Source organism: Dysgonomonas sp. GY75 (assembly GCF_015234155.1).
Classification (GTDB): Bacteria; Bacteroidota; Bacteroidia; order Bacteroidales; family Dysgonomonadaceae; genus Dysgonomonas; species Dysgonomonas gadei.
Genome location: NZ_JADCLQ010000036.1, coordinates 251,532 through 277,311 on the forward strand (window position 1 = coordinate 251,532; position 25,780 = coordinate 277,311).

At 40.0% G+C, this 25,780-nt stretch carries 17 protein-coding genes; 6 read left to right on the forward strand and 11 right to left on the reverse strand.

The window, feature by feature from the left end; genetic code table 11:
• Positions 1-335 precede the first annotated feature (335 nt).
• The 11 genes from IR083_RS13570 to IR083_RS13620 form a co-directional block, all read right to left on the reverse strand.
• Entirely contained in the window at positions 336-3,047 is a 2,712-nt protein-coding gene (locus IR083_RS13570) for a hypothetical protein (RefSeq protein WP_194224711.1), read from the reverse strand.
• Entirely contained in the window at positions 3,040-4,341 is a 1,302-nt protein-coding gene (locus IR083_RS13575) for an amidohydrolase (protein ID WP_242052415.1), read from the reverse strand. The genes IR083_RS13570 and IR083_RS13575 overlap by 8 nt, the downstream gene beginning before the upstream one ends.
• A gap of 6 nt (positions 4,342-4,347) precedes the next feature.
• Positions 4,348-5,568, reverse strand: coding sequence for an Nramp family divalent metal transporter (locus IR083_RS13580; protein ID WP_194224712.1), 1,221 nt, complete (start codon positions 5,566-5,568; stop codon positions 4,348-4,350).
• 14 nt (positions 5,569-5,582) lie between these two features.
• Positions 5,583-6,650 carry a dihydrodipicolinate synthase family protein gene (locus IR083_RS13585; protein WP_194224713.1) on the reverse strand — a complete coding sequence of 356 codons (1,068 nt, stop codon included), beginning with the start codon at positions 6,648-6,650 and terminating at the stop codon, positions 5,583-5,585.
• 207 nt (positions 6,651-6,857) lie between these two features.
• A complete protein-coding gene (locus tag IR083_RS13590; RefSeq protein WP_194224714.1) occupies positions 6,858-7,886 on the reverse strand; it encodes an NAD-dependent epimerase/dehydratase family protein in 1,029 nt (342 codons plus the stop codon).
• A gap of 19 nt (positions 7,887-7,905) precedes the next feature.
• Positions 7,906-9,099 (reverse strand): hypothetical protein, encoded by a 1,194-nt coding sequence (locus IR083_RS13595; protein WP_194224715.1) that lies wholly within the window; start codon positions 9,097-9,099, stop codon positions 7,906-7,908.
• The gene (locus IR083_RS13600) at positions 9,099-9,362 is read right to left on the reverse strand and encodes a hypothetical protein (protein ID WP_194224716.1); all 264 of its coding nucleotides are present in this window, start codon (positions 9,360-9,362) and stop codon (positions 9,099-9,101) included. The genes IR083_RS13595 and IR083_RS13600 overlap by 1 nt, the downstream gene beginning before the upstream one ends.
• A gap of 11 nt (positions 9,363-9,373) precedes the next feature.
• A complete protein-coding gene (locus tag IR083_RS13605; RefSeq protein ID WP_006799806.1) occupies positions 9,374-10,678 on the reverse strand; it encodes a Gfo/Idh/MocA family protein in 1,305 nt (434 codons plus the stop codon).
• A gap of 39 nt (positions 10,679-10,717) precedes the next feature.
• Positions 10,718-12,121 carry a putative oxidoreductase C-terminal domain-containing protein gene (locus tag IR083_RS13610; RefSeq protein ID WP_194224717.1) on the reverse strand — a complete coding sequence of 468 codons (1,404 nt, stop codon included), beginning with the start codon at positions 12,119-12,121 and terminating at the stop codon, positions 10,718-10,720.
• A 12-nt stretch (positions 12,122-12,133) separates the two neighbouring features.
• Positions 12,134-13,462, reverse strand: coding sequence for a sugar MFS transporter (locus tag IR083_RS13615; RefSeq protein WP_194224718.1), 1,329 nt, complete (start codon positions 13,460-13,462; stop codon positions 12,134-12,136).
• Positions 13,463-13,520: 58 nt separating this feature from the next.
• A complete protein-coding gene (locus IR083_RS13620) occupies positions 13,521-14,861 on the reverse strand; it encodes a Gfo/Idh/MocA family protein (protein WP_194224719.1) in 1,341 nt (446 codons plus the stop codon).
• 817 nt (positions 14,862-15,678) lie between these two features.
• On the opposite strand from IR083_RS13620, the gene IR083_RS13625 reads away from it, so the two are divergent.
• The 6 genes from IR083_RS13625 to IR083_RS13650 all read left to right on the forward strand — a co-directional run bounded on the left by IR083_RS13625 (position 15,679) and on the right by IR083_RS13650 (position 25,683).
• Positions 15,679-16,833: a XylR family transcriptional regulator gene (locus IR083_RS13625; protein WP_006799811.1), complete on the forward strand. Its 1,155-nt coding sequence runs from the start codon at positions 15,679-15,681 to the stop codon at positions 16,831-16,833.
• A 693-nt stretch (positions 16,834-17,526) separates the two neighbouring features.
• Entirely contained in the window at positions 17,527-18,732 is a 1,206-nt protein-coding gene (gene nagA / locus IR083_RS13630) for an N-acetylglucosamine-6-phosphate deacetylase (RefSeq protein ID WP_194224720.1), read from the forward strand.
• On the forward strand, positions 18,729-19,487 hold the full coding sequence (locus tag IR083_RS13635) for a glucosamine-6-phosphate deaminase (protein WP_194224721.1): 759 nt from the start codon (positions 18,729-18,731) through the stop codon (positions 19,485-19,487). Before nagA ends, IR083_RS13635 begins: the two co-directional genes overlap by 4 nt.
• Positions 19,488-19,544: 57 nt before the next feature.
• Positions 19,545-20,555 carry a Gfo/Idh/MocA family protein gene (locus IR083_RS13640; RefSeq protein ID WP_194224722.1) on the forward strand — a complete coding sequence of 337 codons (1,011 nt, stop codon included), beginning with the start codon at positions 19,545-19,547 and terminating at the stop codon, positions 20,553-20,555.
• Between the two features lie 360 nt (positions 20,556-20,915).
• Positions 20,916-22,487, forward strand: coding sequence for a DUF6377 domain-containing protein (locus IR083_RS13645; RefSeq protein WP_242052416.1), 1,572 nt, complete (start codon positions 20,916-20,918; stop codon positions 22,485-22,487).
• Between the two features lie 256 nt (positions 22,488-22,743).
• Entirely contained in the window at positions 22,744-25,683 is a 2,940-nt protein-coding gene (locus IR083_RS13650; RefSeq protein WP_194224724.1) for a SusC/RagA family TonB-linked outer membrane protein, read from the forward strand.
• Positions 25,684-25,780 lie beyond the last annotated feature (97 nt).

Below are 25,780 nucleotides of genomic sequence, written 5' to 3' on the forward strand. Positions count from 1 at the left end.
TCTATCAATATTGATATTCATATTTTGACGAGTTTAATTCATGAAAATCATGATTTCTTCAAGAACTACAGCTAGACCTACATATCCCTTTGCACTATAAACAAAAATATCTATTCTTTCATTTTCATCATGTCACATTCGAGTTAAAGAATCCTCATATTACGTCATTCTGAATTTATGCTTGAATCTGCATTAGGGATATCAGGACAAGCTATTCAATGATCGCAAAACTGTACAGGGATATAAGAGCACCGAGTCCATGTCACGCCTGACATACAATACATTAAGGAGATATTTGCTAAGATTGCTGATTGTATAATAAAGAAATTATGATTCTATTTAGTGAGTTCGTATTTTCGTCCCGGAGCAATATAATATTCACCTTTTCCTCCTTTGAAGAAAATTGTATTTTTTCCCGGTTCAACCTTAAAGTTCAGGTCTATATTTTTTCCTTTGTAACAAACATGCCAGAAACCGGGATTCAGATCAGCAACCAGAATTTGAAACTCAACATCCTGATTTACAACTAAAGTAAATGGGTTCTGTATCTGCTTGTAATCTGCACTCATACACACTATCCGGTCTTGTAGAGTGAGAATATATCTATTGTCTTCTTCATTGAAGTCTACAGGTAATGGTTCTGTATCATCTGCCGCCATTTGAAGAACTGTGAGAAAGCGGCTATTTCTTTTATTCTCTCTGGGATATACCACAACCTGATAACCTTCCGTTTCAGGCAAAGCCGACTTTATCTGATACTGCGGGCCTAATACACTTGAAGAATCTTTCAGGCTTGATATTTCTATTTTCCGTTCTTCCGGTAATGGAAGCAACATATCCATATGAGTCTTGCCTGTAAGGCCGTTTATGCTATTGTGTAATATGGCGCCCGTTCCCGAATAATCAGGCTTATTGAGTGTATTGATTTTCCAATATTTTTCGAAACTATCCTTCGATGTGGTGAGGTCGTCAGCCACTATAACAGCGGCCGGAATATCCTCTCTATCCAGATTCAGGAAGCAGAAACTACGGGTATAATTGCTTACTTTGCTATAATAGGCAGCAGTAAGGTCGGCTTTGAAATAACTGTATGACGGTTTTTGAGCATTGGCTTCAAAGTCTGTAGAAAGCACAGTTCCATAATCGAACCACGGGTCTGTTTTCGTTTCGTGGGGAGTTCTCGGCGTCCTTTGGTTGAAACGGCTTCCTCCATCATTAATTGTTGTCCTGTGTTCCAGCTTTTCGTCAGGGTCTTTAACCAACATCATACTGTGAGCCACCGACCTTTTATAGAAATTAAAGTCATAAGGTGTACCATAAGCCCTGTAAATACCAAGGTCTGATACCTGCTGTCCGCGATAATATATCTGAAAAGATCCGGCATTGGCATGCTGATGATTACCAAAATGATATCCACCACCCCTTATCTCAGCAACGACATCATTGCTTTCTTTACCCATATCCCATCCCGTACGGGCAATCATACTTCCCAAAACAGGTCCAAAATCTATTGTCAGAGGGAGTGACTCCAAACTTGGATTCGCTTTTAGATCCGGATTGTTTACCAAAAGAAAAAGAACAGGATTATCTTTAGCTCTGGATAGTCCTCCACGGCGTTCAAATTCTCCTTTTGTTACAGGATCGTTTGCATAAGCATAGTCCAGTAATAATGTCTCCGGATAAGACACATGAGTCTTTGAGAACTTATCTCCGTCGGAAAGCCTGTTTCCGTTTGGTAACTGCATATACACCCAGTATTTTCTAAGATCGGAAATATTATCATCGAATATACGGATTCCCGCCATCCGGTAAAACATCCATGCCGCATGCATTTCCCATCCATGCCTGTATGCTCCATAGTCAAATCCTTGATTGTGACGGGGCGACTGATATTCGAATGCCCGCATCGGAATAACCTTTTCAAGCATCAGATAAGATGTATATTTATAGGGTTCCGGATTCTTGTCATATATAGCTATGCTCATTGCCAGTAAATCCCTGTTAACCTGGGCTTCACTGGCATGCCCGTTTACAATGTTTTCTTTAAAGGGAGGCCATCCGATTTCCATTTCGGGGGCAAGCCGCATCATATTCTCATAGAGGGCTTGCTTATCTTTCTCATTCAGCAAGTCGTAGCACCAATCATATGTAAGCGCTGCCGTATAGATAGATTTACCTATCTCCCTGGTGATATCACCATATCTTACATTTCCATACTCAAGGACTGATAAGTAATCGGTCATCAGGCGCACCACTTCATTGCCAACAGTATGGTCACCGGTCATGAGATAATAAAATGCTTTGATAATTGCTACGTCTTCCAGTTCATTATTATGGAATATTTCTTTCCGTATATCAAACTCAAAATAGAACGGTTTTTTAGCTACCTTCTCCACTTCCTTCCATATAGCAAGGTTCTCACCTTTGGTCAATCGTTCTCTGACTTCGAACAAGTTATCTTTGTTAACCCATAGTCGAGGATGACTTGCAGGAGGTGTTATCGTTGGTATGTAAGTTACTGTCTCGGCAGGAACCTCTTCCGGAATATAAGATTCTATCCTGATCGCTTCGAAAAAGATTTTTTCCGGAAGCCATATTCTCAATTCCTGCCCTGGTTTGAGATTGAATGTCCCCAGATCATGGCCTGAATATTGATGAAGATTAGATGCAATTCTTCTCGTTATGCGCTGATCGTCTATTTTAAGTTTAACTAGTCGTGTTTCAACTGTCATCCCCGGCTTAATTTCTTCATCTCTGACCACATCAGCAAAGATTCTGTATTTCCCTGCTCCGGGAACATTTATATTATATGTAATATCCGGTTCCGATTCGGTGTCATTACTTACCCTCTCGCCTACTCCGTCTTTCAATGTCACATATTTCGTTTTCGGAGAAGTTGATTTATATCTTGTTTTTGTAGTCTTATTATTAACCTTTGCTATATCTACAGGCAAGGTGATATTATAACTCTGCGCAGATACGCTTGCACCTGATATTAATAATATCAGGAAGACAATAAAATGTAATATGTATTTCCTATTATTCATTGTTTATGTCTTTATCCATCAGTTGAAGATATTCTTCTTTACTCAGTTCTGGTTTGTAACTCTCTAATATTGTAGACAATGTATCGTTAGTCAGTAAATCAATAATTGTATTAGCAGCTATCTTTGCCGGGAGTGTTATAGCAGCGTTATAGTCGACCACTTCAAAATCAGGAGAATGCAAGCCTCCCTTTATGCCTCCCATCATCGGCTGAATAACCGGTATAATATGGGATAAATCACCGAGATCGGTCGAAGCCATAAAGTGTCCTTTATTATAAATCTTATCCTCGGGCAGGAAGTTTCGAACATTGCTTACAAAAATTTCATTCAAGGAATGGTTACAGATAAGAGGCATATATCCGGCAGATGTGGAGACCGACATTTTGGCGTTGAAGTTTTCCCCTGCGGAAAGGAACGCCTTATCGAATTTTGAGGAAAGTTCCTTTATCGACCGGATGGAAGCCGAACGTACATATCCCTGAAGGGCTGTATCGGAAGGAACACTGTTTACATTGTCCCCGCCTTTGGTGATAATATAATGTATGCGGCTATGATCTTCGTCACGGAAAGTATCGCGTAAAGCATTGATATTGTTTATCCCCTGAATAAGTGCATGCAGCGCATTTATCCCTTCATGGGGTGCAGCAGCGGCATGGGCTGTTTTTCCTTTGCAATGAACATCTTTCAGTTCGAATCCGTTGCCTGTCCCGTATATATGTATCGATGCTTCTTCACTGTTTGGTTGGGCATGAAGCATTATAGCGGCATCTATATCATCGAATAGTCCGAGACGGATAAACTCCTGTTTTCCACTCAGGTATTTTATTTTATTCTCTTTCCGGAGTTGCCGCCTGTATTCCAGCTGGATATACTCCTCGGCAGGGATAGCCATAAACGAAATATTCCCATCCAACTGCCCGGCTATACCGGCTTCCTTCATCGCTTTGGCTATAAGCATCAGAATACCCAATTGCAAATTATGCCCGCAGGTATGGGTTGCCCCGTCGGCAGGCGATGCTTTAGGGCTATCTTTACAGATGATGCCATCCAGTTCTCCGATGAATGCAACGGTATATTTGTTTTTTCCGGATTTTAATGAAGTTTTCAACCCCGTTAAAGCCAATCCATCTTCTACTTCATAAGAGCATCCGCAAAGGTAATCCGCTACGATTTTGGAGGTACGATGTTCCTGAAAGCCCAGTTCGGGATGCTGTTCTATATCTTTTACTAGCCCGATAACCTCAGCTGCATTCCGGTCTATTGCCTTTTCAACGGCTTCCTTCATCTTTTCCATAATTACTTAGTTTTGAATTAAAGTAATAAGTTGATTTACAGAAATAAATATTGCCCATGCCGTAGCAATGGCCAGAACGATGTTCAGAATATGGGAGTTCCGGTATTCTCCTACCACTTTCTTGTTATTAGACAGAAACAGAATCGCTACAGCCACGATGGGCGCCCCGAATATCGTCATAGATTGTGCAAAAACAATCAGCTGAATAGGGTTGGAACCAAATATGATCGCGATAACTGTACCCAAAACCAATATGCCGGAAGCAAATACTTTTACCCAGCGGTCATTTATAGATTTACCCAGATGCAATGCTTCACACAGGAACATTCCACCCAATGCCGCATTGGAAACGTATGACGAAAAAGATGTGGCAAACAAGCCTATAAGGAAAAGCCACTTACCGAAAGAGCCAAGAAAAGGTTCCAATTGCAGTGCCATATCAACGGCATTTTTTATAGTTAAGCCCTTAGGGTGCATAATCGCTGCCGAAGTAATAATTATGATAGCTCCTAAAGCGCTCAGGATGAGAATACCGAAAGTAGCATCCCTCAATCCTTTCTTAAGATCTTCGGCTTTCCATTTTTTCCCCTGCACCATATATGCTTGCCCGGCGGCTCCGGCAACACTAAACGAGGTAGAGGCAACCGCTATCCATAAGGCTTTATCCGATGGTGACGGAATAGACGGGATAAGTCCTGTTAAAAGACTTCCCCCGTCAATATCTATGAAGAAAAGGTTTCCTACGAAAGCGACTATCATTATCATCACCAGAAATATCATTGTCTTTTCCAGTAATGAATAAAAGTTGTTGGAAGTCCATATAAAAACAAGGGTGACAATCAGGAATATAACTGTCCATAGAGGAAGGCTTCCGCCAAAAAGTTCGCTCAGGGATATGCCAAGTCCGATTGTATTGCCTGTCTGGAATCCCGAGCAACTGAAACAAACGCTGAAGCCTACAAGTATGGCTACTATACGGCCATAATTATTTTCGATATTAGTCAACAACGAAACGGGAGATACACATCCCATCTTGGCTGCAACTCTTGTCATACTGATCATAAACAAGCTGGAAACAGCAATCACCCATAACATGGTATAACCGGTAAGTGCACCGGCATTACTGCAAACAGTAATAGTACCCGGACCTAAAACCAGTGCTGCCGTTATGAGTCCGGGGCCGAACGATGATAACAGTTGCTGAAAAAAAGGAATTTTTATCTTCATATCATTATCGCCGTTTACATTAACCACTTATTAAGATTCATCCGGATAAATTCATCGTCATTCAGATGCGGATAAGACCTGTACACTCTGGATATTTCATCTTTTTGCCCATCTGACAATACTTCTTCTGTATTCAGACATAAGACATTGGTCATAAGCCCCTGCCTGAACAAGACTTCGTGTAAGCCGGGAATACAGCCGGAAAAATTATTCCTGGAATCGAAAAATGCCGCGTTCGAATCCGTAACCTGTACGGCCCGTGTTAATAATTCGGCGGGTATGTTTTTTCCGGAAGCGATAATTGTATGGATTTCATCCAGAAGCTCAACGGCTTTTTTCGTCCATACGCACCAATGCCCGAGTAATCCGCCTTTTATTCTCATACATTTGGCACCTTTCGCCGTTTCAATTCTGTATTCTGTAAGCAGATCTATGATGATATTATCGTCATTGCCTGTATATAGGGTTATGTCATCCTCTTTTCCGGATTCGCAAATCGCCCTGACTACGTCGAAAGTCTTGTATCGATCAAAAGGAGCTGCTTTTATCCCAAGTACATTCGGAATAGAAGCAAACTCCTTCCAAAACTCAAAAGGTAACACGATTCCGCCCACCGAAGTTTGCATATAGAAACCTATAATGGGCATTATTGGGGCAATTCTTCGACAATGTTTAATAAGATCATCAAGGCAATTATCTTTCAGTGCGGAAAGACTTACCAACGCTGCATGATAACCTGCCGACACAGCAAAGGATGCTTCGCCGACGGCCTGTTCGGTTTTTCCGCAGACGCCTGCTATTTTCAGTATTTTTTTATTCTGTAAGCCAGACCAAGAGTCTATTTCTTTGGATACAAGAGTCAGCAGGCTTTCATACATTCCGTGTTCTCGAATATCGAATTGTGTGGAATGAACTCCGATAGCTATTCCACCCACCCCGCAATCGATATAATAACGGACAAGGGCCTTCTGACACCGTTCATCCAATTTACGGTCTTTGGTCAAGGCCAGAGGAGTGGCGGGAATAACGGTTCCTTTTCGAAATGTATTCAGTAAGTCTATATCGATATCTGTGATTTTCATAGAGAAGTATTTTAGTAATTAATATGAATCAATATTTTAATATTCTCAGGGCAAACGCATGAAATTTTATCTAGTACCTTTATGGCGTTTTGTAGGGGTGAGATATCGTTCGCCCGGAGATTTTTCTATTTTGGGCGAAAGATATTTCGCCCCTACGATATACCCTGATAAAACTTTTTTTCATACATCTACCTTAAGGTCTATCACCTAAAATTTACCGTCACCTACTTCAAAATGAGTGGGTATATCGATATCTTTTCCACCCTGCATAATCCATTCTGCCTGCATGCGGATAAGTTCTTTCGCTGTTACAGAAGGTTTGCCAAAGAGCCTGAACGATTTTGCGGCATCATTCAGATACGACCTGTCATTTTCGGTACATTTGATGATGACCTTCTTGCCCATTATGCTTGCCATCTCCTCTGCAACTTCTGCCACAGAAAGTATTTCAGGGCCTGTTATATTTAAATAATTTGCAGGAGACGAACATTCACTCAAAGCAAGCAAAGTATAGTTGTTTACATCCCCTTGCCATGATATATTGAAATAGGCACAATCTGTTACTACCGGCTCATCATTCCATATCTTCTTTGCGATATCGCATAAAACACCATAGCGCAGGTCGGTAGAATAATTCAGACGCAAAAGCAATACCGGCGTTTTTTCTGTAAGGGAATAATATTCGAATATGCGTTCACGTCCCAGACAAGACTGGGCATATTCCCCTACCGGATCGGGGCGGTCAGGCTCTACAGACCCGCCTGTATCTTTAGATACTAATGAATAGACACAACCTGTGGAGAAGACAACTATCTTCGAATCTTTGTAATGCCCGGCACACACGGCAGGCATTAGTACATTCATGGCCCATGTGTATGGTTCAGAACCCTGTGTTCCGAATTTCCGTCCGGCCATAAATATTACATTTTCCGTTTTTGGCAACGACTTCACCTGTTCCCTGTCATTCAGGTCGCAGGCAATGGTTTCAATACCATGTTCTTCGAGTAATAATCTTCCCTCATCTGATGAAAATCGGGAAACAGCATACACTTTCTTATCTACATTGGCCATCTCTATCGCTCTTTTTGCCATAAGGGACAAGGATAATCCGATCTTTCCGTTTGCTCCCAATATAGAAATATCACCGGAAAGACCTTTGATAAAGTCAATAAGCTGGCCTGACGGTTGAGAAACTAAGTCGTTTAACTCCCGTTCATTTTGCGGTGTGTTTATCATAAATTCGTCAGTTTTTGGTCTACTTCTTTACCGTATTCGTTATTCTTACATTCACATTCTCCGGGTCAGTCTGGACATCTTTTCCTCCGGGTTTGAGCTGCGTGATCTTATTAAAATGCGAATTATGAACGGGAGCGAGAAACTCCAGTGCTATATCCGCTTTATAAGAAAGAATGTCGTTCATATAGATATTGTACATATTCCCCGGCTTGAAGCCTTGTCCATATTGTCCGTTCCCGTAGATACGCATGACTTTTCGCTTACCGCCTTTGGGTCCATCGCTGATATTGGAACAATAAATATTATATATCTTCGGCTGCGAAGGGAGAAGAATCATTACATGGTGTATACCCGACGTTTCAATATTGCGGCAGGTAATATCATGTATATCTCCGCCATAGGAATAATCGGAATATCTGACAGGCAAGAGAGGAAATACATATTTGTTATTGCTCCATCTCGATTCGTCGAAGGCTGCCAGAATAATGGAGTCGTCGGATGTTTCTCCTGTAATGTTCTCAATCAGTATATCAGACCCTCCTTGTATTATACTGATTCCGTCCCCGTTTTTTACAGTGGTATGCAACTCGAGATTACTGACATGGCCATTCTTGCATCCGTTGGTCAGTACAATGCCCCAGCTATGGGTCTTCTGCACTTTCAGTCCGGATATTTCAAAACCATCTACAAAAGAAAACAAGATTGTGAAATTTCTCCAGCCCCAGTAGTCACCCAGCCATTTTTCTTTGATGCCTGTTTTGGGATTGACTCCTTCATAGAAGTTCTCGGCACCTTCAATTATTGCTCCGTTCTTACCTACAATCCTGATATCCTTGGCAGGCAATAGCTGTTTTACATAGCTATTCGGATTTTGTTCATCTATATCGAGATTACGGGAACGAATGACATTATCGAAAATCTGGTCTCCCAGCTTTATTTTGCATCCGTCAACTATCATTGTAGTATTGGATGGCAAAGCAATAGCTTCAGATATAAGGTAAACAGGATTATCTTTGAACAAGATGGTGCCGCCATCACACTCTTTCAGAAAGCCAAGTGCATTAGAAATCTTTTCGGATATATTCTTTCCTTCAAAATCTTCCGGTTTGACTACAATGGATTTATCGTCATTTTCAAGATTCTTTGATTCCCGTGCAAATACAATACCCGGGTGAAAGGAAAAAATCAGAAATGCAAACAATATCAGTCTCATTATTCAGTCGTTTTATTAGTTGATTGCTTACGGATTAAACTACGTATCAGCCAGTATAACAACCGGAAAAACAGGATTAAGAAATAGAAACCTATACTCAGACTCAGCACCCATAACAATTGTGTATATAGTTCTTTCCACTCCGTATCAAAAACAATAATGGAATATACATTCAATAAGAAAGCAAATGCAAAGCAGGCTCCCCATATGATTAACTCTGTCCGTTGCCTTTTCGCTGTTATTTTTATTTTAATATCTTTCATATCAGTGTCTATTATAAGTAAGGTATTTCGTATTCTTTAGGGAACTCTATTACAGAACGCTCTTCCATAGCTTTATTTCCCAACAGTGCCAGAACAGATGCATAATATGCTTCTTCGACAAGCATCGGCATCGATTCTCCGGTGATAACGGAAGTACAATAAGCCGATACGAGAGCCAGTGAGCCGTCATCCACAGCAGCACCCGTTGTATTAGAGCCGTCATGTGTCTGAATATTGTCTAAAATTGGTTCGCCCACTGCCTTAGATGCAGTTTCAGGCACCCAGCTGGGACCGGCAAACGGTATACTGTCGAATACCTTATGTTCTATCTGATTTATCAGTTGCTGTATTCCCGGAGCCGGTTTTGGATTTTCCATATATAACAGTCCCTGAGCAAGCTCGAGTGTACCCTTATGACCGAGTACCTGCTCATCCATTCCATAATGCTTATTAGATATAATAGATTCGAATGTCATACGCAAGCCGTTGGAATAATGGTAAATAACGCTTACACTGTCGTAAACTTCGCGACCGTCTTTCCAGAAAAGAATATCACCGAAGCCTGTAATGTAATCAGGCAGGGATTTATTTACCCAAGTACCCATCTGTAGCTGATGCGACGCAAGTTCAGTCATCAAGCCTCCGGAAGACTCCCTGTACAAACGCCAGTTTATCTGTTTTTCCAACGATGGTTCAGGTACAGGCCTGCGCCAGTCGTTATTCCGGTACCAAAAATTGCGAAGCCCTACGATCTCACCGATTGTTCCGTTTTGTATCAGTTCCAGAGCTTTAAGGTATTTAGGGTCAAACAAGCGTTGCAGGCCAATATACAATACTTTGCCGCTCTCTTTATAGACCTCATACATCTCTTTACACTGTTCGATAGTTCTTGCCATCGATTTTTCGCAAAATACATGCTTTCCGGCTTTAAGTCCGGCTATAGAAATAGGCGCATGCTGATGAAGCGGGGTAGAGATAAGGATACCATCGACGTCGGGCGCATTAATCGCGTCGTTGTAATCTTTATACTGCTTGGCCTTTGGGCATAATTTTGCCGCATTATCCAGATGAGGCTGGTAAATGTCACATATGGCCACGATTTCAGCATGAGGAATCTGTAACAGATGATTGATGTGATACATTCCCCTCGAGCCTGTACCGATAATTGCGAGCCGCGCTTTAGATCCGGCTACATCCTTCTCTTTTTTCTGGGCATATGCATGCAGTAAAGGTAAAGAAGATAACAGAAGTCCTCCCCCTCCTACTACACCCATATTCTTCAGGAAATCTCTGCGAGATAAATTTTGTGTTTTCATCGTCTATATTGTTTTTTTAATATCATCTCTTTAATTGCCTCAATGCGTTGAATCTTTTTCTTTAGCAAGTTCGAGGGCGGTAGTTGTTATATAATATTTTACCAGCATATTGGGTACTTCCCAATCAGGCATTTCTCGGGTAATCAGAAAGTTGAAGTACTTCTCCGCTACTTTCGAAAAATGTGCTTCATGCCCGTCGTCCATACTCGGTGATATTTCTATCTCCAACATGCCGTCATATGCTTCTTTGAGCGATACGGGATAAATATTCTTCAGGTCATTGATTGCTCTTTCAATATTCTTCCTGAAATCGTTATCGGTAGCTTCTGTTCCCTTTTTGATATAAAGCCTGGATTTATAATCTTGCTCTTTTCCCTGTAATACTAACAGTACCGCTTTGGTCCCGTTAATAATTGTCTTATGTGTATCTCCGGCACCTTCAGATGCCTGATAATCCCATACTACTTTTATACCGACATTCACTCCCTTTACCTGATAGCTGATTGTACCATTGGCATTAACGTATAATACGGAGTCTTTTACATATTTATTCAAATAATCCGGGAATTGCTCGGCCTTTGTAGAACGACGGAATTGTTCTAAAGTGACCGGTGTTGCCCAATGGCTGGCATCCGTTACTTTTACATCTTTCTTATAATCCAGCGCAACCTCAGGAAAACATTTCCAGTTGACTATATCTATCAGATGCGTGGTTACATCCACAATCCCTTCGCCCTGTTGTTCCACATCATAATACCATGCAGGACGGGTAAGAGGATTTCCCGATACTATTTTATAGAAATGATGTATACTTTCCATCTCTACAGCAGGATTCTCGGGCGTACCTTTAGTAATATTGCCAAAGAGTTCTTTATCCTGCATAAGCACCCGGTTCAGGATATTGATAAAATTATAGCGTTCGGTCATGATATCGTACAAAAGTACATCATTCTTTGCAGAAAGTGTAAATGCTTCTTTCAATTGTTCGAAAGAAGTTTTATCTATTGCCATCGGTTTGTCGGCAAGGACATTTAATCCTGCACCGACAGAGCGGAGGATATAATCAGTCTTTAGCTGATTGTTTCCTGCCAGCACGACAACATTTCCGCTCTTATCGGAGAGCATTTTTTCAAAGAAATCATCCCCTGTATATACTTTAAGGTTCCAATATGTGGGATTATTCTCGCGGGTGTTATATGAATTAATCATATCCACATAGCTATTCAGTTCGGGCCCGTTCGGAGCATATACCTGTACATTGTAGTTGAGTTGCGTCAACATCGTTTTTTGCAACAAAGCCGCATGGAAGTGTGCAGGAGCTACTGTGATCAAGTGGACTTCTCCTTCCGAACCGTTAAATTTCTTACTTTTCGATTGCATATTACAAGCTGTCATTAGAATCAGAACCGGAAGAAAACAGAATATATATTTTAAGTATTTCATATCAAATGTGGCTTAATTTTTTGGTTTCAATGACCATGATTGAATCTTATGTCCGTATACAGCAAAAAATATCAGGTATATGTAGCATGGGATCAATACCCAATAAGCATGTTGCAAATTCCAGATGTCGGCAAAACTTCCGTAAACTATCGGCATAATAGCATTTCCACTCAGCCCCATGATCATCAGTGAAGACCCTATCTTTGTAAAGCGGCCTAATCCTTTTATCGACAGTGGCCATATACCAGCATAGATAAGGGCATTAGGTAATCCCAGCGCACATAAAAACCAAATGGAAAGGGTGCTGTCATGGCCGAGAATAACCACTTCCTTACTTACCAGAATGATGGCGAAAGACAATAACAAACCGAGTGTACAGCATACCTGCAACGCCCTCGTCTGAGAGACATATTTTGGGATCAATACTATTCCTATCATATAACCGATTATGGTCGCCGTCAAAGTATAGGAAGGGAAAGCCTTGGCCTCCAAGAGATTCATCCCCATTGAACCCGCATAACTGATAATGGTATCGATGGCTATAATCTGTGTCCCTACATGAACGAACAAAGCAAATGCACCCAGAATGAGATATGGAAACTGAAAGATGGAAGTCCTCTTGTGAGTACAATTCTCCTCTTCTTTATTATTTTCTTCAGGATCGATTTCGGGCAATACGGAATAACGTACAAATACTCCAAAGAGAAACAACAATACGGATAAGATAGCATAAGGCTTTATTACCCTGCGGATAAGGTCATCGAGCATCATATTCTTGGAGGCTTCGTCCAATGTACCGGATTCCAGTAGGGTAAACAGGCTGCTGTCTGTTACCTTGAGTACCACGGCTGCAAAAATGAGAGGGGAAACTATACCCGCAAATTTGTTGAATATACCCATCATACTTATTCTCTTGGCTGCGCTCTCGATAGGCCCTACAATCGTTATATACGGATTGGCCGCCGACTGGAGTATAGTCAGCCCGGCACCTATTACAAACAATCCGGCGAGGAATATACCATATGTGCGGGTCAGAGCAGCAGGGATAAATAATGCCGCCCCCACAGCCATACAGAAGAAGCCATACATTATCCCCCGTTTGTAACCCACTTTATTTAATATATGGGCGGATGGGATAGACAGGCAGAAATAGGCTATATAAAAGGCAAAAGCCACGAAGTACGATTCGAAGTGAGTCAATTCACATGCAATCTTAAAGTATGGGATAAGGATCGCATTAACCCATGAGACCAAACCGAAGATAAAGAACATCGCACCTACAATAACTATTGCAATGGTTGTATTACGTTTGTTTAATTGTTGATTGTTTATTTGGCTCATGGGTGTTTTGGGGTTTCAAGATTTAAAGATTTCAGAATTTAATGATTAAAAAACTCATTTACAACTTCATTTCCCAACCTGGCTGATAATCGCGGCTCCAGTATTTCATCGCGTCAGTATCATGCATGATGCGTCCGTTCGCGGAATCTATGTTCAACTGACGTCCTACGCGTTGAGCAATGTTACCGACCTGCATCAGCAATGTACTTTTATGTCCTGAAACTATGTCGGAATTCAGTTTTTCTCCTTTTCTGATACCATCAAAGAAATTGTTTATATGCAGTGCGTCAAGGCTTTCGGCAGGATTCATCAGGTTGCGCGGATCTATCTCAATCTTGCTGTATTGTTGTTTTACCACTTTATTATCCAGATCGAAAATCCTGTAACCGTCACTTCCGGTAATCAGCATACTACCCTTGTCTCCGTAGAACATAGAGCCTACGCTACTGCCTTCGATGGTACGACCGTTACAGCTACGGCCTTCCCAAGTCATGGATTTGCTTTTGCCGAACTCCATATTTATCACCTGAGTATCCGGAGTTTCCCAGTCGTCTTTGAAGAAATAACGGCCTCCCGCCGAGTTCACCATTGTAGGATATTCCAGTTCCATACCCCAACGCAGTATATCGACCATATGTGTGCCGTTATTCATTGATTCGGCTGTTCCCCAACGCCAGAACCAGTGCCAGTTGTAATGCACTATATTATCTTTATAAGCAACACGTGGCGCAGGTCCCTGCCACAGATCCCAGTCGAGCCATTCGGGTACGGCAACTTCTTTTCCTGTACCTATCGAAGTGCGATTGTTGGTATACCATGCTTTCCCGAAGTGTACATTACCGATAATGCCTTCTTTAATGGCTTGTATACCTTCCTGTACATTTGGCCAGGAGCGTCTCTGGTTACCCATTTGCAGCACCCTGTTATATTTTGCCACGCCGTTGATAAGTATTTCACCTTCTTCGGGGCAATAGCTACATGGTTTTTCCAGATATATGTCTTTGCCTGCCTGCATCGCCATCAAAGCCGCAGGAGCATGCCAGTGGTCGGGTGTAGCGATAATAACTGCATCCACATCTTTCGACTCCAGCACTTTTCGCAAATCCTTTTCGCCTTTCGGTCTGAATCCCTGAATCTTAGCTACAGCATCGGAACATTTGGCGATAGCACGGCTATCTACGTCACATATATAGGTTATCTCACAACCTTTTTGTTTCGCAAAGTTTGCGGCCAGAGCCCCGCCCCGCGAATTAACTCCAATTGCGGCAACACGTATTTTGTCGTTTGCCCCGTTGATATTGGAATAACTTTTCGCACTTAAACCGTTTAAAACTCCCCCGAATGAAAGGGCTGATGTGCTCACAATTGCTTTTTTTATGAAATCACGTCGTGTACTCATGATAATGTGTTTTATAGAGGTTAAATTTGATCCTTAGTTACCTAAATACAAAGAAACTCTTATTTGATCCAAAACCGAACTCAAATGACGCCTTAGTATGCTCAAAAAACGTCAACATCAGCCTGTAGCACTCCAAGGCCTTTATTATCCATATATTATCAGATATACTGATCATTACGGATACCGTTTTTCGCATTAAAGACAAATAATATTAAATTTAACGGTAAATATAGCGATTGTCTCCACAAACTCACAACAGACTGTATTACAATATATTTAACTATAAATTTATTGATACATATAAATAGTCGAGAGCGTTATTTTTTCGTATTTTGAATTTTATGTTAATAATCTATTAATAGCATGATATCAATATCAAGGAGGTCTCAGACCTATTTATTACTTTTTATCTGCAACAGCAAAAGCCGGTTATGATTAAAAAATGTTGCATCAAATACTTTCTATTACTTATTAATTTCATTTACAAATTATTTTTATCTTTAGCCACTGAATATTTCCGGCCTGATATAAAAAAAATATGTGGAGCCGTTATACTTCTTCAAGTCTAAAACTCCATATTATATTTATAATATAGTTTCGTATTTGCTATTATAGTTTAAATATCAGGTTGAGGTATATAAATAACTTTACTTAGCTTTCTGATTGGAAATATAAAAATTAAATTTGAATATTCGGGCGATTAAACAATGTTTAGATTATTTTTAAGATTTGAAACCAGCTTAAATTTTATCTGTTCTATTGTACAATTACCTTATCGGCCTTAAATAAAAAAGTTTTAAACTAAACCTATCTAACTATGCTAAAGATACTTGTATTGACAGATTTTTCGAGTGGCTACAGCCGCCGGCTGTTGGAGGGTATTATTCGTTATTCGAGAGAAGCAGGCCCATGGTCATTCCTGCGAATGCCTCTTTATTATCAAATGATGTATGGAGAAGCCGGAGTTGCCGACTTTGCAAAGAAATGGAAGGCAAATGCTATAATAGCACAATTGCGGGACGTTAATCTCGAGTTATTCGAAACCCTGGATATTCCTATTATCGTACAAAACTACCGCGACAGGAATAAATCTATTTCGAATCTGACAGGAGACTACTACGAAACGGGTGTTATGGCGGCAGACTTCTTTCTGGCAAAAGGCTATCGTAATTTTGCATATTATGGATATCCCAATGCGATCTGGTCCCGTGAGAGAGGATTAGGATATAAGGACAGGATTGAAAAAGCCGGATACAAATGCAAAATACTGGAAAACAAAAACCCCGACAATAAAGAATGGCTTTACAACACAGAATATATGGGAAAGTGGCTTCAGGCACTACCTAAGCCTACTGCACTTTTCGCTTGCGATGATTATTACGCACTGCAAATATCGGAAACCTGTAATATATATAATATCAATATACCTGACGAAGTAGCCATCCTTGGTGTAGACAACGATACATTATTATGTAACTTATCCACTCCCACTCTATCGTCTATAGTACTCGACGTAGAAAACGGCGGCTATCAGGCGGCCAGGCTACTCGACAAATATATCAAAGGAGAGATAAACGAAGCCTTCAATATAGTAGTCAAACCCCTGTATATAGAAAACAGGTCGTCGACAGATAAATATGCTGTTTCGGACGAACATATAAGGACAATACTGGATTATATCAGTGAAAATTACAGCAACAAAATATCTGTGAATGATATAGTCGACATTGTTCCTTTATCGAGAAGGGTGCTTGAGAAAAAATTTAAAGCCTTAGTGGGTACATCTATATACCAATGTGTACTGGATCATCGTATCAATCATTTTATCAAACTACTGTTAACCACCGACGAACATTTACCGGATGCTGCTATACAAGCCGGATTCGATGATTTCAAAAATGTATCGCGGATATTCCGGAAGTATAAATCCATATCGCCTGCGGAATACAGGAAATTGTATAAGAAGCAGTAAGAACTGATCTTCTCCGACAAACACGTTAAGACGTAAAAGTAGTTTTCAATTATTTGCGTATGGAATTTTTTAGGTAAAAAACGGTTGTTACTTTTTCTGAAACATTTATCTATATAACACAGATAACAAGCGTGTTATTGGACAACAGGTTGTAATGTAAAGAAATAGTGAAAAGGTGTTACTTTTGTTACCTTTTAACAAGTAATAAGTTTTGAGCAATGAGTAATGAGTTGAAAGAACTATATTTCTGTATACTGTAAAGTCTCTTGTGTAATAGCTTAGACTAACGGCTAATAGCTATCAGCTAAAAGCTGAAACATGTGTTACCTTTGTTACTTTTTATTTAAACACAAAGTAAAAGGAGTAACACGGAGTTTTTTATAAACAGGATACCCTGCTCTTCTCAACATGACAAGCTAAATATTAATTTTTCATTCTTAATTATTAATTGTTTTCTCTGTTACCTTTGTTACCTTTTTGAGTTGATAATGGCTGATGATACGCATTGGCAAACCCTTCTCTTTAACTGAATGCTGTTAAGTATAAAAGGTCAGGATTTCATGTTCCTACTGAAACTTTGACGTCTTATGAGAACAGTCATTCGCATTACAAACCATATTCTGAAAATATAAAAGCTTAATTTTGAGCTATCGTTTAATCAGTCCTAACCGATTACTAAAATCAAAACCTGAAATGAGAACTATAATAGAAAATGCTGCTTTAATCCTGCCTGAAGGGATACTAAAAAACGGCTTTGTCGTATGCACCGACAACATTATATCGCAGATAGGGGAAGGTCTTTTTGGCAAATATAACGATTCTGATATAGTAATCGATGCTAAAGGGAACTATGTTTCTCCGGGATTTATAGATATGCATACACATGGTGCAGGGGGACATGATTTCATGGACAATACGGTGGAGGCATATCTGGGATCGGCCCGTACGCATGCACGTTATGGAACAACCAGCCTTGTTCCTACTACACTGACCAGTACTACAGAAGAATTGCTGGATACATTTGCTGTATACGAACAGGCAAAAGAGCAAAATACAGATGGTGCCGACTTACTGGGATTGCATCTCGAAGGGCCTTATTTTGCCTACAATCAACGGGGCGCTCAAGATCCTAAATACCTGCGAAATCCGGAGCCGGAAGAATATAACCTGATATTAGCCCACGGAGAGAAACACATCATCCGCTGGAGTATGGCGCCTGAACTGGATGGCGCTTTAGAATTGGGACGATTGTTACATTCGAAAGGTATTCTGGCCTCACTCGGGCATACTGACGCACTTTACGAAGAGGTTATCGAGGCATACAAAAACGGTTTCACTCATGTTACCCACCTCTATTCCTGTATGTCCACGATCACCCGGCGCAATGCCTACCGCTATGCAGGAGCCGTCGAAGCCACTTATATGATAGATGATATGAGTGTGGAAATTATTGCAGACGGAATACACCTGCCTAAGGCATTGCTCCAGTATGTATGTAAATTTAAGTCCATCGATAATATTGTATTATGTACCGATTCTATGAGAGCTGCAGGCATGCCTGACGGGGAATATATATTAGGCAGCAAGGACAAAGGACAGGCGGTAATCGTTGAAGACGGTGTGGCTAAACTGCCCGACCGCAGCGCTTTTGCCGGGAGTGTAGCTACTGCCGACCGGCTCGTGCGCACGATGGTAGAAGTTGCCGGAATTTCTTTATTCGATGCCATAAAGATGATAACACGTAACCCGGCACGTATCCTCAGCGTGGATAAGACGAAAGGTTCCCTTGAACCGGGTAAGGACGCCGACATTATTATTTTCGATTCCAATATCTCGATACAAACAACAATCGTAAAAGGTAAAGTAATTTATACACAAAACAATAATCTTAAATCATGATCTTTAAAAAGAACAAGTTGACGGTAAAGATATATACCACAACTAAGGAAATGTCAGTCAATGCTGCGTTGGATGTTTCTACGCAAATAAAAGAGCTTCTCAGCCGGAGTGAACATATCAATATGATTTTTGCGGCAGCTCCTTCTCAGTCTGAATTTCTAAAAGAACTGGTTAGCTATAAAGATATAGATTGGGGTAGAATCAATGCTTTTCATCTCGATGAGTATATTAATTTGAGTGACGATGCACCACAAAGGTTTGGCAATTTCCTCAAAAAAGAGATATTCGGACTATTACCGTTCCGCAATATTTACTATCTTGACGGAAATAAACCGGCTGACGAGGAATGCATACGCTATACGGCCTTGCTGGAGAATTATCCGCCTGATATCGTATGTCTGGGCATAGGTGAAAACGGACATATCGCATTCAATGATCCTCATGTTGCAGACTTTAATGATACAGAGATGGTTAAAGCCGTCACACTGGACGAAATGTGCAGGCAGCAGCAAGTAAACGACAAGTGCTTTGTCAGAATAGAAGATGTGCCGAAACAAGCATTGACATTGACTATACCCGCCTTGCTGTCAGCACGGTATCTGTACTGCATAGTTCCGTTCAAATCCAAATCGCAGGCTGTTTATAATATGATAAACGGAGATATTTCGGAGGCTTGTCCGGCATCTATACTAAGAACTGAGGATGATGTTATCCTATATCTCGATAAGGATAGCGCCTCTTTATTAGTTCAGTGAGGACAGCCAAAATAATAAATAGGTCTCAGACCTTAACCTTATAATAATTATCGCCATATGAAACCAAGAATTATAGTAATATCAATCATCTTTCTGTTTATATCAGCAGGATTGTATTCCCAAGATGTAATAAAACTGGGAATTATAGGACTGGATACATCACACTCCCCTGCATTTATCAAACTGTTGAATAATAAAAATGCAGCTGAACAGTACAAAGGATTTAAGATTGTAGCAGCTTATCCTTACGGTTCGAAAACAATAGAGAGCAGTGCAAAACGCATACCCGGCTATATTGAAGAAGCCGAGAATCACGGAGTAAAGATAACGTCTTCAATTGCCGAAATGCTCAAACAGGTAGACTGTGTACTTCTCGAAACCAATGATGGCAATCTGCATTTAGAGCAGGCCCTTGAAGTATTCAAAGCGGGTAAACCTGTATTTATAGATAAGCCGGTCGCGGCCAATCTGGCTGAAGCAATTGCAATATTCAAACTGGCAAAGAAGTATAATGTACCTGTATTTTCTTCTTCAGCCCTCCGGTATTCTCCCATAAATCAGGAAATACGAAAAGGCAATCACGGAAAAGTGATTGGAGCGGACTGCTATTCCCCCGATGCATACGAACCGAGTCATGCCGATTTCACGTGGTACGGCATCCATGGTGTGGAAACGTTATACACTGTTATGGGAACCGGATGTATAGAAGTCAGCCGTTTATCTACAAAGGATTTCAGTGTAGTTACAGGTGTATGGGCAGATGGCAGGATAGGAACATTCCGTAGTATCCGTACAGGTCATAATTACTTTGGAGGTACGGTTTTCTGTAGTACAAAGGTAGTACAGGCCGATGGCTATAAAGGTTATGGAGTTTTACTCGACCAAATCCTGCAATTCTTTAAGACGAAAGAAGTACCTATCGACCCTGAAGAAACAATCGAGATATTCACATTCATGGAAGCATCGAACGAAAGTAAACGGCAGAACGGGGCTCCGGTACTGATGGAAAGTATTCTGGAAAAAGGGAAACTCGACGCGGAACGCATTTTGAAAAATATAAAAGACTGATATACTTCATCTATTGCAAAGAGGTGTAAGTTATTTAATGAGTAGTTACAGTGGCTAGTCCTATTAACCTTTAAAAGTTATTTAGGACTAGTCTATTTTCGTTTATTATCGATCATTCTGCATAACAATAGAAAATTAAGAAAATATCTTACTGATGTCAAATGAATAAATACTACTTTTATGAATTACTGGAATCTAAACAATTATTTGTATAAGATTACACTTTGCATTTACTCACATCAATTTTATCATACTGGTAGCTGAAGAGCCGGAATAGATGAATTTGCATTGACTGACTATAAATTATAGAACATGAGACATCCCTTTCTAATGTTATTTTTCTTCTTTTCCTTTTTATCTATGTCCGGAGCAAAAAGCCAGTTGGATTCTCTTCTCTATGAACTGGATCTGACTATAAAAAACCGGCCCCAATACAATATGATAAAAGAATTGAGGATAGATAGCCTTAAAACAAAGCTGACTCAGACTTCCGATGCAGAAGAGTCTCATAATATTTATCACCGTCTTTACAGAGAGTACAGAAATTACAATATGGATTCGGCTCTTTTTATGGCAACTAAAAAGCATGACATAGCCCTGAGCATCGGAAATATACAATATCAGTATACGGCAAGTATGAATATCGCGGAGATTCTTGGTATAATGGGTATGTATAAAGAGGCTTTTAATATTGCAGATAAAATAAACAGAAATGGATTGGATAAGGATCAACTGCCTTATTATTACCATTTTTATCATTCTACCTATTCTTTATTATTCGAAAATTCATTAGCACAAAATGAAAAGAATCATTACGAACATTTAGTTAGCCAATATAAAGATTCCCTTTTGCAGGTAAACGACCCTAAATCGATAGGATACCTTCTTGTAGAAAATGGTAAACTAGTCGAATTAGGACGATACGATGAGGCCTTGTCACTAATGACAAGATGCTATAAAGAAAATAAAAACAATGAATCAATAGTTGGATCATTGGCATATGGACTGTCCGACATCTATGAAAAATTAGGAAATACCGAACAGCAAAAAAAATATCTGATAATTTCAGCGACTTCAGATCTCAGGAGGGCAGTAAAAAGCTATATTTCCTTACGGAAACTTGCCGTAATCTTGTATAAAGAAGGTGATCTGGACAGGGCATATTCATATATTAAATGTTCGATGGAAGATGCCACTTTCAGTAAAGCCCGTTTCAGAACATTAGAAATATCCGAAACATTACCGATCATAGTAGCTGCATACGACAAGAAAGTAACTCAGGAAAAAAGCAATTTAAAGAAGTATCTCGTCCTTATCTCCATATTATCGGCTGTACTTATCATTTCCCTGATATACATATACAAACAGCTTACCAGGCTATCTCAAGCCCGAAAGCGTATAAAAGATATGTATGAAGAGGTAAAGCAAATGAATACAGAGCTTAATGGCCTCAACAAGAAACTTTCCGAATCCAATCTGGTCAAAGAAGAATATATTGGTTATGTTTTCAATTTGTGTTCCAGTTACATTGACAAAATGGAAACTTATCGTATCAATGTAAACAGGAAATTAAAAACAGGAAAAATAGATGATGCATTAAAGACAACCAGCTCAACATCATTAGTATCAGATGAATTAAAAGAGTTCTTCAGAAATTTCGATATAATCTTCTTAAACCTATATCCGGATTTTGTTGATGAATTCAATGCCCTACTGAAGGAGGATGAGCATATCACCCCTAAAAGCGATGATATACTGACTCCCGAGCTTAGGGTATTTGCACTCATTAGACTAGGGATAAACGATAGTAGTAAAATTGCAAGTTTTCTTCATTATTCCCCTCAAACTGTATATAACTACAAATTGAAAATACATAATAAACTCGCTGTGTCAAAAGATGATTTTGCTAATTTAATCCAACAAATAGGATAATATAATCTCCTTGAAGTTCTATTTTTATCTACTTTTTTTCTCTCATAAAAAAGACATAAACATCTGAAATAAAGAAAACTACAACCTACAAAAATCTACTCTACACATCTCCCTACATCTAGAATTTGGATCGATGTATAATAGCTTTGTTTTTGTAAACTCAGCTAAAAATACTATTTACACAGATACTTTAGTTGAGATGTTTAACTAAATCTATTATTAAAAACCCATGAAATGCAAATCTAAAAGAAAACCGATGAAAGAGATATTCATCCTCCTCTTGAGTATCCTGATTCATTCCAGTATTTATGCGCAGACAACAAAGAATATCCTTATAGAAGGTAAGGTGGTTGATGACCAGAGAGAAGCCGTTATCGGTGCAAGCATATTGGTAAAGGGCACCACAAACGGAACAGTTACGGATGTCGACGGTTATTTTAAACTCAATGTTCCATCGAATGCAATCTTAACAGTCAGCTTCATCGGCTACGAAGCCCAGGAAATCCCGGTCAATGGACAAAAGAATTTTTCGATAACCCTTCTTGAAAATCAGGAAATGCTTAATGAAGTAGTCGTTATCGGCTATGGACAAGTAAAGAAAGGAGATGTCACAGGTTCGCTCACAACATTCAAACCGGATGAACTAAGCAAAGGAAAGGTATTAACGGCCAAAGATGCATTAGTAGGTAAAATTGCAGGAGTTAGCGTAACACCGGGTTCCGGTGCACCGGGAGACGAAGGTACTATACGCATACGGATGGGAGCTTCATTATCTGCATCGAACGATCCGTTACTGGTTATAGACGGAGTGCCGGTCCGGAGTACATCTATCAGCTCTATCAATCCGGCCGACATAGAGTCGTTCACAGTACTCAAAGATGCATCCGCAACCGCCATATATGGTTCCCGGGCATCAAATGGAGTGATTATCATTACCACAAAGAAAGGTAGTCAAACAAAAGGAAAAGTCAATCTGAATTATAGTGGAAGTTTCACTATCAGCCAGGTAGTAAAGTATTTGGATGTATTAGATACCGACACTTACAGAAAAGCATTTAAGGAACACGCAAATAATGTGCCTGATGGTTATATGCTTGGCGATGTCAGTACAGATTGGCAGAAGGAAGTATCCAGAACTGCCTTTGGTACAGATCATAATTTATCGGCTACAGGAGCTGTCGCTGATATCCCCTATCGCATATCATTCGGTTATTATAATCAAAATGGAGTTATCAAAGAAAATAATTATGAACGACTCAGTCTGGGAGTAGGATTTGCCCCGCAATTTTTCAACAAACACTTATCTCTCGACATTAACGTTAAAGGCAGCATAGAAAATGAAAATCCTGTTTCCGGCGGAACAGTAGGAAGTGCTTCCACATTTGACCCTACACGTCCGGTATATGCAAATTACCCCAACAATGTCGGACTGGGATACTTCATGTGGATGGATGAAAATGGCAATCCGATTACAAAAGCAGGCAGCAACCCCGTTGCGGATTTGATGCTGACCGATAAATTACAGAAAAACAAGCGTTCGACAGGAAATCTGGCAGCAAACTATAAAATACATGGATTTGAAGATCTTACTCTACATGCAAACCTTGGTTATGATGTCCGTGTAGATGACTATGACGAGTCTATTCCCAATAATGCCCCATCTATGTATGTTTCACATATGCAGGACGGGTCAGGAAAATCATATACTTCAAAAAATGAAAACAGGAATTACCTGATAGATTTGTACGCAAATTACAAAAAAGATTTCCGGAAAGATCATAGCATCAGTGCAATGGGAGGTTATGGCTGGCAACGCTTCTGGTATAGAAATGCAGCTACAACCTATGATTCGAAAGGCGAAGTATATGGTGACCCTACTTCGGGCGAAGCAGAATTATATCTATTATCCTTTTATGGACGTCTTAATTATTCCTACGCTCAAAAGTTACTTCTAACAGCTACTTTGCGTGCCGATGCCTCTTCCCGCTTTGCGAAAAATAACCGTTGGGGATATTTCCCTTCTGCAGCACTGGCATACCGCTTGTCTGAAGAATCTTTCCTAAAAGATATCAAGGCTTTATCCGACCTTAAACTACGACTTAGTTATGGGCAAACAGGACAGCAAGACATAGGTTCGTACTACCAGCACCTGGGCACTTATACCACTTCATACGATGCTTCCAGATATATGTTTGGCAACGAATGGATAACGCTTTACAGGCCTAATGGCTACGATCCTCTTATCAAATGGGAAACAACCACGACCTACAATCTGGGGATAGATTATGGATTCCTTAACAACCGTATATCGGGAAGTGTAGATATTTACACCCGCCGTACAAAGAATCTGTTGAATTTCATTGATGTTCCGGCCGGTAGTAACTATACTAACAAAATAGATACCAATATCGGAAACATGAAAAACAAAGGGATAGAACTTGCTGTATCGGCAATACCGGTCAAAACCCGCGATTGGGAATGGTCGATAGGAGGAAACTTTACATGGAATGCATCGGAAATCACAAAACTGAATACAATAGACAGCGAAGATAATTCAATAAATGCAGGTAGCATTGGAGACAGGGACTATGTTCAAAGACATAAAGTCGGAGAAACACCTTATACTTATTTTTTACTGAAACAGGCATATGATGATAATGGCAACCCACTGGACGGAAAATATGTGGCTCCGAACGGAGATATTGTAACAAGCGAATCAGACGTAAATAAATACATGACAGGTAAGAGTTCGCATATGCCATATTTCTACGGTCTATCAACCCGTATATCATACAAAAACTGGGATTTGGGAGCAAATGCACACGGAGGATTCGGACACTACGTCTTCAACTATCAGGCAGCAAGAGATTCGTTCGACAAGCTTTATAGTGCAGACGGCAATACATCCGGTAATATTATGAGTTCGACCCTGAAAACCGGATTCACGCAATCACGTAAATTTTCAGATTATTTTCTGGAAAAAGGAGATTTCTTCAAGATAGACAATATCACTCTCGGCTATTCTTTCTCAAAACTATGGAATGATAAAACTTCTTTGCGACTGGCATTTAATGTACAGAATGTTGCTCTCATTTCAGGCTATTCGGGTATCGACCCTGAGATATTTTCGGGCATCGACCGTAATTCATACCAGCGTCCGAGAATGTATTCTTTCAGTTTAAATCTAAACTTTTAATATAAAAACAAAATTATAGTATGAAAACGAGCATGAATTGCAAAATCGGCTGAGCCAATCACGATTCACCAAAGTACAAGATAATTTTGTCATGCGA

Excerpts from the sequence above, each read along its gene's own strand:
- IR083_RS13595 (WP_194224715.1), bottom strand. The coding sequence starts at position 9,099 with ATGAGACTGATATTGTTTGCATTTCTGATTTTTTCCTTTCACCCGGGT.
- nagA (WP_194224720.1), top strand. The coding sequence starts at position 17,527 with ATGAGAACTATAATAGAAAATGCTGCTTTAATCCTGCCTGAAGGGATA.
- IR083_RS13570 (WP_194224711.1), bottom strand. The coding sequence starts at position 3,047 with ATGAATAATAGGAAATACATATTACATTTTATTGTCTTCCTGATATTA.
- IR083_RS13605 (WP_006799806.1), bottom strand. The coding sequence starts at position 10,678 with ATGAAAACACAAAATTTATCTCGCAGAGATTTCCTGAAGAATATGGGT.
- IR083_RS13580 (WP_194224712.1), bottom strand. The coding sequence starts at position 5,568 with ATGAAGATAAAAATTCCTTTTTTTCAGCAACTGTTATCATCGTTCGGC.
- IR083_RS13625 (WP_006799811.1), top strand. The coding sequence starts at position 15,679 with ATGCTAAAGATACTTGTATTGACAGATTTTTCGAGTGGCTACAGCCGC.
- IR083_RS13575 (WP_242052415.1), bottom strand. The coding sequence starts at position 4,341 with ATGGAAAAGATGAAGGAAGCCGTTGAAAAGGCAATAGACCGGAATGCA.
- IR083_RS13585 (WP_194224713.1), bottom strand. The coding sequence starts at position 6,650 with ATGAAAATCACAGATATCGATATAGACTTACTGAATACATTTCGAAAA.
- IR083_RS13610 (WP_194224717.1), bottom strand. The coding sequence starts at position 12,121 with ATGAAATACTTAAAATATATATTCTGTTTTCTTCCGGTTCTGATTCTA.
- IR083_RS13635 (WP_194224721.1), top strand. The coding sequence starts at position 18,729 with ATGATCTTTAAAAAGAACAAGTTGACGGTAAAGATATATACCACAACT.
- IR083_RS13650 (WP_194224724.1), top strand. The coding sequence starts at position 22,744 with ATGAAAGAGATATTCATCCTCCTCTTGAGTATCCTGATTCATTCCAGT.
- IR083_RS13645 (WP_242052416.1), top strand. The coding sequence starts at position 20,916 with ATGTCCGGAGCAAAAAGCCAGTTGGATTCTCTTCTCTATGAACTGGAT.
- IR083_RS13590 (WP_194224714.1), bottom strand. The coding sequence starts at position 7,886 with ATGATAAACACACCGCAAAATGAACGGGAGTTAAACGACTTAGTTTCT.
- IR083_RS13620 (WP_194224719.1), bottom strand. The coding sequence starts at position 14,861 with ATGAGTACACGACGTGATTTCATAAAAAAAGCAATTGTGAGCACATCA.
- IR083_RS13640 (WP_194224722.1), top strand. The coding sequence starts at position 19,545 with ATGAAACCAAGAATTATAGTAATATCAATCATCTTTCTGTTTATATCA.
- IR083_RS13615 (WP_194224718.1), bottom strand. The coding sequence starts at position 13,462 with ATGAGCCAAATAAACAATCAACAATTAAACAAACGTAATACAACCATT.
- IR083_RS13600 (WP_194224716.1), bottom strand. The coding sequence starts at position 9,362 with ATGAAAGATATTAAAATAAAAATAACAGCGAAAAGGCAACGGACAGAG.